An 876-nucleotide genomic window follows, 5' to 3' on the forward strand; every position below is an offset into this window, starting at 1 on the left:
GCAGCTGGCCGGGCGACCCGCACCGCAGCCCGGCGACCTGCTGGGCTTTACCTGGGGCGCTGCCCACATCCTGCACGTCGAGATGCTCATCGTTTGGGGCACCGGGCCGAGCTGCCGGGCCGTGGGCGGCAATACCGGTGGCGGTGGCGCACTGAAGAGTGACGGCGAGGGCGTGTACGTGAACTGGCGCCTGAAGCGCATGGTGGCGGCCGTGGCCAACGTGGTCGACAACCCTACTTATCAGAAAGCGAAATGAAGCGAAACGTTTACCGAGAAGGGCTGGGGGCCTTGGCCGTTGGTGTTAGTGTATCAGTACTGGCGGTGCTGCTGCTGGTATTGGTTGCTGGCTGCAGCCGCGATACCTGGCACGCGCCCCTGGCGCTAGCGAACGACTCCACGGCCGCCCGGCTGGGCCTGCCGCCGGCGCGCAAGTACAAGTTCACCGGCCCGGTCACGTTCACGGTTCAGCACGGCAACAGCAACGTGGCCTCGCCTACTACAACGGGAAAAACTAAGGCGACGGCTGCGGCCATCGGGCCGGGCAGTTCAGCCGCAGCGACGCCCGCGGCCACTCCCTGGTGGGTGTACGGACTTGTGGCCCTGAGCGGGGCTGCACTGCTGGCTTGGGTGCAAAACAGGTGTGGCACCTTCGCCAAGCTCATTCGCTGAGCGCCCCAAGCAATAAGCCCCGCCCATCCAATGGGTCTTTTTCGTGTCCTTTTTCCCGTCAGGGTGGGGCGGGAGCTTTGGGGAAACAACGCCCCCCTGCCTTGCACGACGTACACTTAGACGGCCGCTACCGCGCCGTCCCCGCAACCTGGAACGAGCTCGCCCGGCCGCAGCTGCTGCGCGTCGTCGGTGCGCTCCACGCCCCCA

General features: G+C 66.4%; 2 protein-coding genes. Both read left to right on the forward strand.

Features of this window, described 5'->3' with window-relative positions:
- A partial coding sequence (locus tag ACYVDE_RS24565) for a hypothetical protein (protein ID WP_460504144.1) occupies positions 1-256 on the forward strand: 256 nt, incomplete at its 5' end.
- Positions 253-669, forward strand: a complete 417-nt coding sequence (locus ACYVDE_RS24570; protein WP_460504145.1) for a hypothetical protein — start codon at positions 253-255, stop codon at positions 667-669. The genes ACYVDE_RS24565 and ACYVDE_RS24570, both read left to right, overlap by 4 nt.
- The last annotated feature ends 207 nt before the right edge of the window (positions 670-876 follow it).

Source organism: Hymenobacter agri, from assembly GCF_054778495.1.

Coding starts and splice junctions, on each gene's coding strand:
- ACYVDE_RS24570 (WP_460504145.1), top strand. CDS start 253: ATGAAGCGAAACGTTTACCGAGAAGGGCTGGGGGCCTTGGCCGTTGGT.